The organism is Roseovarius halophilus (ex Wu et al. 2025) (assembly GCF_047086965.1).
Genome location: NZ_JBKOTX010000510.1, coordinates 1 through 915, shown reverse-complemented (window position 1 = coordinate 915; position 915 = coordinate 1). Strand labels below are relative to the sequence as shown.

Genomic DNA, 915 nt, shown 5'->3' with positions numbered 1-915 from the left:
AGGGCTGCCGGTCGCCCTCCAGCAGGGCCGCGGCGCGGGCGAGCGCCGCCTCCGCATGCCCCTGGCGCAGCAAGGCGTCGGCGGCGAACTTCTCGTGGACCCAGAGCCGTGTTTTCTTCTCGTCGAGCAGGGCCAGCAATTCGTCGTGCCGCCCCGCCTCCAGCAGGCAGGACAGCGTGAGCGTGGCGGTCGGACAGTGGGAAAAGCGCGTATGGTCCGACCAGGTCGCGCGGATCAGGTCGAGATCGCGGTCGGCGTGGTCGTTCATCAGCGCGGGAAAGGCCGCGATCTCGCCGAACCGCTCCGAGACCGGCGCGAGGTAGTCCACCCCGTCGTCGCGGATCGCCGTGCGCAGGCGCTCCAGCCATGCCGCGCGCGTCGCTGCGTCGGCGGGGGCGTCGATCAGGACCGGGAGCAGCGTCTCCTGTGTGCGGTGCACGGCGGTGCCGAGGGCCCCGGACGAGGTGTCGATATGTTCGAACGCCGGCCAGATGCGTTCGGCGAGGGCCACCACGCCCTCGGCCGCCGTCACCGGGTCGCTGCGGCGCACCGCCCGGATCTCGGCGCTGGCCGATTTCAGCCGGTCGATGGCCTTCGCCGAGCCGCGCCAGCCGAAGGCGCCCGCGCGCATGCCGGGCTTGAAAGCCCATTTGTGGGACGATTTCCGGGCCACGGCGTCTCCTTTTCGCAATCGCAGTATGGCACAGGGGGCGGTGGTCATGAAGCGCCCTGAAACGCCCTCGGCAAAGACGACCGGCGCCGGCCGGCTTGACCTCGCCCCTGGCTTCGTCTTGATGGCCCTCGCGGAACGGAGGGATCACCATGGCCGACGACACGGAAATGGGCGAGAAGCTGGCCAAGCTCGAGGCGCTGTTCGCCCGCGGCGCGACCGAGGGCGAGCGGGCGGCCGCCGGC

1 pseudogene is annotated in these 915 nt (G+C 71.5%); it reads right to left on the bottom strand.

The features are described 5' to 3' along the window. Positions 1-673 (bottom strand): annotated as a pseudogene (locus ACH107_RS33200) (hypothetical protein); the annotation flags it as partial. Between the last annotated feature and the right edge of the window lie 242 nt (positions 674-915).